General features: G+C 70.6%; 11 protein-coding genes and 1 tRNA gene. 2 read left to right on the top strand and 10 right to left on the bottom strand.

Features of this window, described 5'->3' with window-relative positions:
• The 8 genes from AB0J09_RS49965 to AB0J09_RS49930 all read right to left on the bottom strand — a co-directional run.
• Positions 1-291, bottom strand: a 291-nt coding sequence (locus AB0J09_RS49965) for a hypothetical protein (RefSeq protein WP_360708158.1), incomplete at its 3' end; no start/stop codon positions are given.
• A 359-nt stretch (positions 292-650) separates the two neighbouring features.
• Positions 651-722, bottom strand: a tRNA-Val gene (locus AB0J09_RS49960).
• A 17-nt stretch (positions 723-739) separates the two neighbouring features.
• Entirely contained in the window at positions 740-1681 is a 942-nt protein-coding gene (locus AB0J09_RS49955; protein ID WP_360708161.1) for an ROK family protein, read from the bottom strand.
• A 218-nt stretch (positions 1682-1899) separates the two neighbouring features.
• Entirely contained in the window at positions 1900-2214 is a 315-nt protein-coding gene (locus tag AB0J09_RS49950; protein WP_360708155.1) for a hypothetical protein, read from the bottom strand.
• Between the two features lie 14 nt (positions 2215-2228).
• Positions 2229-2693 (bottom strand): peroxiredoxin, encoded by a 465-nt coding sequence (locus AB0J09_RS49945; protein WP_360708152.1) that lies wholly within the window; start codon positions 2691-2693, stop codon positions 2229-2231.
• A 28-nt stretch (positions 2694-2721) separates the two neighbouring features.
• Complete coding sequence (locus tag AB0J09_RS49940) at positions 2722-3150, bottom strand: DUF3052 domain-containing protein (protein ID WP_360708150.1); 429 nt, start codon at positions 3148-3150, stop codon at positions 2722-2724.
• A 117-nt stretch (positions 3151-3267) separates the two neighbouring features.
• A complete protein-coding gene (locus AB0J09_RS49935) occupies positions 3268-3675 on the bottom strand; it encodes a secondary thiamine-phosphate synthase enzyme YjbQ (protein WP_360708147.1) in 408 nt (135 codons plus the stop codon).
• A gap of 9 nt (positions 3676-3684) precedes the next feature.
• Complete coding sequence (locus AB0J09_RS49930) at positions 3685-3867, bottom strand: DUF1918 domain-containing protein (protein ID WP_360708144.1); 183 nt, start codon at positions 3865-3867, stop codon at positions 3685-3687.
• Between the two features lie 106 nt (positions 3868-3973).
• Between AB0J09_RS49930 and AB0J09_RS49925 the strand changes: the two genes are divergently transcribed.
• Complete coding sequence (locus AB0J09_RS49925) at positions 3974-5395, top strand: HAMP domain-containing sensor histidine kinase (protein WP_360708141.1); 1422 nt, start codon at positions 3974-3976, stop codon at positions 5393-5395.
• The gene (locus AB0J09_RS49920) at positions 5392-6045 is read left to right on the top strand and encodes a response regulator transcription factor (protein WP_360708138.1); all 654 of its coding nucleotides are present in this window, start codon (positions 5392-5394) and stop codon (positions 6043-6045) included. The genes AB0J09_RS49925 and AB0J09_RS49920 overlap by 4 nt, the downstream gene beginning before the upstream one ends.
• A 29-nt stretch (positions 6046-6074) precedes the next feature.
• On the opposite strand, the gene AB0J09_RS49915 is transcribed toward AB0J09_RS49920, so the two are convergent.
• Entirely contained in the window at positions 6075-7262 is a 1188-nt protein-coding gene (locus tag AB0J09_RS49915) for an ABC transporter permease (RefSeq protein WP_360708135.1), read from the bottom strand.
• On the bottom strand, positions 7259-7494 hold a 236-nt coding region (locus AB0J09_RS49910), incomplete at its 5' end, for an ATP-binding cassette domain-containing protein (protein ID WP_360708132.1). The genes AB0J09_RS49910 and AB0J09_RS49915, both read right to left, overlap by 4 nt.

Genomic DNA, 7494 nt, shown 5'->3' with positions numbered 1-7494 from the left:
CTCCGGCCCGGGCCGCCGCCGGCCGGGCCCGGCCCCCAGGCCGCATGCGCGGCCGGCGGGGCGGTGGAGGGCCGGGTACGGCGGCGCGGCGCGCCGCCGCTTGATTTCGCGGCCCGGACCGTCGGCGTTCGGCAACGGTATGTCGAGCTCGACATGGGCGAACTCCTCGTCGGTCCGCCCACGTCCCGCACGGGAGTCCGTACGGTCGCAATCCCGAAAAGGATCATCCCGGCACTCCGCGTTCATCTCGACCAGTTCACCACCCCAGAGGCCCGATGTGCTGATCTTCACCGGCTCACGGGGCGGCATCCTCTGCCGGAGCAACATACGGCGTGCGGCCAAGTGAGACACGAGCACGAGAAAGATCGGTTTCCCGGGCCTGCGCTTCCATGATCTCCGACACGCCGGCAACACGATCGCGGCGAGCACCGGCGCGAGCCCCAAAGATCTCATGCTGCGCATGGGGCATGACTTGGTTCGGGCCGCGCTGATCTATCAGCGCATCACGGCCGAGGCTGACCGCAGGATCGCCGACGCGATGAACGCGGAGATCGCGAACGACTCCAATGGATCTTCGAATGGGCTCTGTCGCACCGGTTAATGGAACGAAGCCCCGTTTCCATGATCGGAGACGGGGCTCTTGATGCAGGTGGGCGGTACTGGGTTCGAACCAGTGACCCCTCGCTTGTAAGGCGAGTGCTCTACCGCTGAGCTAACCGCCCCTGATCGGCACTACACCTTACGACACCACGGGGCCCGATCGCACATCCACCACCCACCCGGGGCCCAGTTCGGGGCGGCCTGCGGCGCGCCAGCCCAGGAGGGCCGCGCCGAGCATGCTCGCGTCCACCCCAAGCGCCGCCGGGATCAAGGGGGGTGCCTCGCGGAAGGCCAGGCGCTTGACGAGGCGGGTGCGTACCGGGTCGAAGAGGGCCGGGCCCGCTTCGGCCAGGCCGCCGCCGAGGACGATCACCGAGGGGTCCAGCAGGAGCGTGTACGTGGCCAGGGCCAGTGACAGGGCCTCCACGGCCTCGTCCCAGACCTCTATGGCGATCGGGTCGTCGGAGGAGACCACCTGCTCCGCCTTGACGCCCTCCACGCCGGTTCGCTGGCTGTAGCGGCGTCCTACCGAGGCCGCCGAGGCGTACGTCTCCAGGCAGCCGAACTGGCCGCACGCGCACTGTTCCCCGTCCGGGAAGACCGGGGTGTGGCCGATCTCGCCGGCCCAGCCCGAGGAGCCGCCGTACGGCTCGCCGCGGATGATCGAGGCGCCGGCGATTCCCGTGCCGATGGGGAGGAAGAGGAAGTCGGAAAGGCCCCGGCCCGCGCCCAGGATGCTCTCCGCGAGGCCGCCGGTGCGTACGTCGTGGCCGAGCAGGACCGGGATGTCCAGACTGGTGAAGCTCGCGGCGGGGACGTCGCGCCAGCCCAGGTTCGCCGCGTAGAGGGCGGAGTTGTCGGACACCAGTCCGGGTACGGCCAGGCCGACGCCCGCCGGGATGCCGTCGCCCGAGGCGGCCAGGTGGCTGATGAAGTCGGAGATGGCGGCCACGACCGCCTCCGGGCCCTCCGCTCGGGGGGTCGGGCGCCGCTCGCTCAGCAGCACCGCGCCGGACTCGCTGACCAGGCCGCCCTTCATGGACGTGCCACCGACGTCGAGCGCGACGACGAACGAACTCATTGCGGACACGGAAGGAGACGATAGCGCAGCTCAGCAAATGTCTGGAAAGAGTGTCTCCGGGACTTCCCAGGATTCGGGTCCGTCCCGAGCCCCCTCATGGCCTTCCAGAGGACTCCCGAGGGGCCTCTCAACGGTCCCTCTTGTCACGAGAGCGACCGAGGCGGACCCCCTACCGGCACCAGAGCCACGGAGACGGACCCGTAGCGGCGCCTGGGCGGTCAGGCGCCTCCGAGCACGCGGTTGAGCGCTGCCTCCACCTCCGCCGACAGCCCCGGCGGCGGCGTCATGGCGGAGGGCGTGAGCGTGTCCGAGCGGGCCAGCCGTACGGCCCCGCAGGACCGGCACTCCACCTCGCCCAGCCGGCAGATCAGCGCGGTCGACCCGCACGTCGAGCACGAGGCCAGGTCGAGGTCGTGCAGCCGTTGACAGTCCGGGCAGATCAACACCTGGGTCTCGTTGCGCACCCCGCGCTGCCATGGGCTGGCGCCGCGCACCGGGTCGGTCTGCCGGGCCCCGCATCGGTAGCAGGGCATGGTTCCCTCCGAAGTCAAGAAATGTCGGCGAGTGCCTTCACGTAGTCGGCGACGTCACGTGCCGAGGAGATCGGATTGACCACCGACCACCGGATCACGCCGTCGCCGTCGATGACGAAGGTCCCCCGAAGAGCGAACCCCTTCGTCTCATCGAACACACCGTACGCCCGCGCGACCTGTCCGTGTGGCCAGAAATCGGAGAGCAGCGGAAACGTGTAACCCTCGCGATCCGCCCACGCACGGTGCGTGAACAGGGAGTCGACCGAGACGGTCAGCAGCTGTGCGCCCTCGAGGGGCTGGTCGCGCAGCGTCGACAGCTCGCTGTGACAGATCCCGCTGAAGGCAAGCGGGTAGAAGACCAGCACGACCTTGGAGCCCCGGAACTGAGACAGGCTCACCGGGGTGCCGTGCTGGTCCTGCAGCTCGAAATCCGGCGCCAGGGCGCCGACCTCGGCAGGATGTGCGTTCACAGGCACCATCCTGCCGCACGGAAGGCGCTCGGGCTCCCTACCGTTTGCCCTTGGGCGTGACGAGCCTGGTCCCGGACCAGTCGGATGCGGCGGAGATGCTGCTGGTCTGCGAGAGACCCGCGGTGGCGGCATCCTCCCCGATGTCGCTCGGCTCCACGTGGCCATCGCGCCCGGCCTTGGGAGTCAGCAGCCAGATCTGGCCGCCGTCGGCGAGTGCTCGCATGGCGTCGCTGAGGACGTCGAAGAGGTCCCCATCACCGTCGCGCCACCACAGCAGCACTACGTCGACGACGTCGTCGCTCTCCTCGTCCAGCAGCTCGTTACCGGTCAGGTTCTCGATGGACTGGCGAAGCTCGTCGTCGACGTCCTCGTCCCAACCGATCTCCTGCACCACCTGACCCGGCTTGAGGCCGAGCCGTTCGGCCAGGCCGCGCTCGCCCTGCGCCTGACCCGCGGTCGCGCTCACGTTTATCCCTCCTGCTTGAGTGGCCCCGCTTATGCGGTTTATCGCTTCGGCACAGTCCACACGCTGTGACCCTCAGTCGTCAACGGTCGCCACGGGTACGGCCGTAGTCGGCCGGAATCAATCAGACAAAAACGACAGGCGAACCTGGCGTTGCGGGTTGTCGACGTTCAGATCGACGAGTGCGATCGACTGCCACGTGCCGAGCGCCAATCGCCCGCCCAGCACGGGGACGGTGGCGTACGGCGGGATCAACGCCGGCATGACGTGCGACCTTCCGTGACCTGGCGAGCCGTGGGCGTGACGCCAGCGGTCGTCGGGTGGCAGCAGGTCGCGCAGCGCGGCGAGCAGGTCGTCGTCGCTGCGCGAGCCAAGCTCGAGCAGGGCGACGCCGGCGGTCGCGTGGGGCACGAAAATGTGCAGCAATCCGTCCCCGCCCTGCGCGCGCACGAAATCAGCGCATTCACCCGTGATGTCGTGCACCGTCTCTCTTGACCCCGTGGCCACAGAGATGATTTCAGATCTCACAGGGAAATCTTACGTATGCACCACGACGGCATCTGGACCCGGAAACACCAGCCCGGTGTGCCCGTCGTCGAAGCGCACCATGTAGGGAGGTTCGCCGTTGAGGCCCTGGACCTCCATGATCACACCACTCCGGTCCCTTTCGCCAACGATATGCCCGTGCACCAGGAGCCGGTCTCCTACCGCAGCATTCATACATCCCACATTGGTACGCGGAAAGCCGTACGAAAAGAGTGATTCGCAAGTTTTGCTCCCCCTGCAGGGGGAGGAAGAAAGATGACCAAAACGTTACGCTGCGCTGATGTGGCGTTTCGGGCTCCGCGGCCGGATGGCGGCGTCGTACGTGCTGGTCACGGCCACCGCGGTGCTGCTGGTCGAGGCCGTGATCATGGCCGGTTACGTGGTGCCGCAGGCCAACGCCATCGACCTGGCCTCGGTGCTGCAGAACCAGGCGGGACGGGAGGCCAAGGCGCTCAGCCAGGAGGCGGCCAGGTTGCCACCGCCGCTGCCCGGCGCCTCCGCCCACGAACTCCTGCAGAAGGCGATGGCGATGGGGGAGCGGCGAACCCTCGTGGGCGGCGCCAGGCCGCCCGACCAGAGCTTCACGACGCTGGAGGCGCTCGTCGACACCGAAGGCGTCATCGTCGCCAGCACCGCGCCCAAGCTCTACGAGCTGGACACCGTCCTGGACGTTCCCCTGCCGGGCCGCGAGGGAGGCGGCGGCGGCAAGTCCAAGACCAGGGTGGGCCCCGCGGTCTGGCACTTCAGTCCTGTGACCGTGAAGACGCCGGTGGGCCTGCAGATCATCGGGTACGTCTACGTCCAGGCCCCGCCGGAGGCCGAGCCCGCCGCGCCGTCCGTGGACTCGCTCACGCCCTTGCTGGCGCCCGGGCTGCTGGCGCTGGTGCTGGTGGTGCCGGTCGGGCTGCTGTTCGGCCTGCTCAGCACGCGCCGGCTGACCAGCAGGGTACGCAGGCTCGCCGGCGTCACGACGGCCGTGGCCTCGGGCGACTTCCGGCCACGGGTGGCGGTCAGCGGGAGCGATGAGGTGAGCACGCTCGAGCATTCGTTCAACATCATGACCGACCGGCTCGGCGCGTCGGTGGAGGCGGCCAGGCTGACCGCGCGCGCGGAGGCCCGCCAGGCCGAGCGCGGCAGGATCGCCAGGGAACTGCACGACTCGATCTCGCAGGACCTGTTCTCGCTGAGCCTGCTGGCCGGGGGCATGCGCAGAGCCGCGCCGGACGCCCTGCGCGAACAGGCCGAGGCGATGGAGCGCACCGCCGCCCGCACGATGCGCGAGATGCAGGCGCTGCTGCTGGAGCTGCGGCCGGTGGCGCTGGAGGACGCGGGCCTGCTGCCCGCGCTGGAGGAGCTCTGCCACGCGTACGAGACGCGGCTCGGCGTCAGGGTCGAGGCCGAGCTGGCGGAGGTCGCGCTGTCGCCCCCGGCCGAGCACGCGGTGCTGCGCCTCGTCCAGGAGGCGCTCGGCAACGCGATCAAGCACGCGGACCCAACCAAGATCACGGTACGGCTGAGCGGCGACGACGGCCCGGTCACCGTGGAGGTGTCGGACGACGGCCAGGGCTTCGACCCCTCCAGCGTGGCCACCAAGCACGGAATGGGCCTGATGCTGATGCGCGAGCGGGTGGAGGAACTCGGCGGCGCCTGGGAGATCCACAGCGACGGAAGCGGCACCACCGTGAGAGCGAGCCTGCCATGACGATCCGCGTCCTCATCGTCGACGATCACGAGGTGGTGCGCCAGGGGCTGCGGTTCGTCCTGGAACAGGAGGAGGGGATCGAGGTCGCGGGCGAGAGCGGCGACGGGGCGGCGGCGCTGCACGCCGTACGGGGGCTGCGGCCCGACGTGGTGCTGCTCGACCTGGTCATGCCCGTCATGGACGGGCTCGCGGTGCTGGAGAGGCTGCGCGGGGAGGCCGGGCGGCCCGCGGTGATCGTGCTGACCTCGTTCCAGGAGGAGGACAGGGTCGTGGAGGCGGTCCGGCTCGGCGCACTGTCGTATCTGTCCAAGACGACCGCGGTCGACCGGGTGGTCGAGGCGGTGCGCGCCGCGGCCCGCGGCGGCAGCGTGCTGGAGCCGGGGATCGCCGCGCTGCTGCTCAGACAGGTACGCCAGGGTGGGCGCCCGCGGCCTCTCGACCTGCTGACCCCCAGAGAGCGTCAGGTGCTGTCGGCCGTGGCGAGGGGGCGGTCGAACTCGGAGATCGCCAGGGACCTGCGCATGGGCAGGGAGACCGTCAAGACGCACGTCTCCAGCATCCTGGCCAAGCTCGGCGTGGCCGACCGCACCCAGGCCGCGATCTTCGCGCTCCAGCAGGGCCTCGTCCCGCTGGACGAGGCCCTGGGGTAACGGCCGCAGGACCGCGCATTGGAACCGGCTCACATCGCGCGCAGCGCCTCCGTGGGCGGCAGCCCGGCGGCCCTGAGCGCTGGATAGATCCCGGCCAGCGCTCCGACCAGCAGCGCGACCGCGAGCCCGCCCCACAGTGCCTCCGGCGGGATCAGCACGCTCCACCCCCGGTACACGGACAGCCCGGCGGTCACCGCGCACCCGAGCAGCACCCCGGCGCCCCCGCCCAGCACGCCCAGCGCCAGCGACTCGGCCAGGAACTGCCCGGCCACGTGCCCTCGCGTCGCACCGAGCGCCCGGCGCAGCCCGATCTCGCCCCGCCGTTCGAGCACCGAGATGACCATGATGTTCCCGATGCCGATCCCGGCCACCAGCAGCGCGATCGCGCCGAGCGCCAGGAACAGCGCGGCGGTGGAGTCGGCCACCGCGATCCGCGCGGTCAGGGCGTCGGACGGCCGCTCGACCTTGACCTGCTCGGGCGAGGCGGCGTGGGCCGTGGCGGGCAGCAGCGCCGCCACCTGCTCGACCCGGTCCTGGACGGCCCGCACGTACAGGCGGCTCGGATGGCCGTCGTAACCCAGCTCGCGGTGTGCTACGTCGAACCCCACCAGCGCCGACCGGTCGATCTCCGGCGCCAGCGGGAACGGGTCGAGTATCCCCGCGACCGTGAACCAGTGCCCGCCCAGCCACACCCGGGTGTCCGGCCCCACCGTGGCCAGCCCCAGCGTGCGCGCCGCCTCGTAGCCGAGCACCGTCACCGGGTAGCGGCCAGTGGCCCGGTCGAGGAAGCGTCCGGCGCGTACCGTGCCGTCGAGGGTGGCCAGCAGGCTGTCGTCGCAGGCGCGTACGGCCAGGCCGCCGGTCTGCCCGGCTGGGATCTTGCTGGTGCGGTAGACGTTCTGGCGGACGAGCTGGGTGGTCGGGGCGACCTGGAGCACACCGTCCACGCGGCGGATCATGCCGGTGGCGTCGGTCGGCAGCTCGGCCTCCGCGCCGCCGAGGTCGCGGCCGTTGGCCACGGTGAGCAGGTTCGTGCCCAGCTGGTCGAGCTGGGCCAGCAGCGCGGACTGGCTGGACCTGGTGACGCCGAGCACGGCCACGATCGAGGCGATCCCGATCGCCACGCCGAGTGCCGACAGCAGCGCCCGCAGGCGGTGGGTCCTGAGCCCGAGCAGCCCGATCCTGAGGAGGTCGCCGGGGCGCAGCCGGGAGTTCACGAGACCACCTGCCCGTCGCGCAGTTCGATCCTGCGCTCGCAGGCGTCGGCCACGCCCGCGTCGTGGGTGACGATCACCATCGTGGTCCCGCGCTGGTTAAGCTCGCGCAGCAGCGTGATGATCTCCTTGCCGGTGCCCGAGTCGAGGTTGCCCGTGGGCTCGTCGGCCAGCACGATGACCGGCTCGCCGACCAGCGCCCTGGCGATCGCCACCCGCTGCCGTTCCCCGCCGG

It is taken from the genome of Nonomuraea sp. NPDC049784 (genome assembly GCF_040659615.1).
Classification (GTDB): domain Bacteria; phylum Actinomycetota; class Actinomycetes; order Streptosporangiales; family Streptosporangiaceae; genus Nonomuraea.
This window is presented reverse-complemented; position numbering and strand designations above follow the sequence as displayed.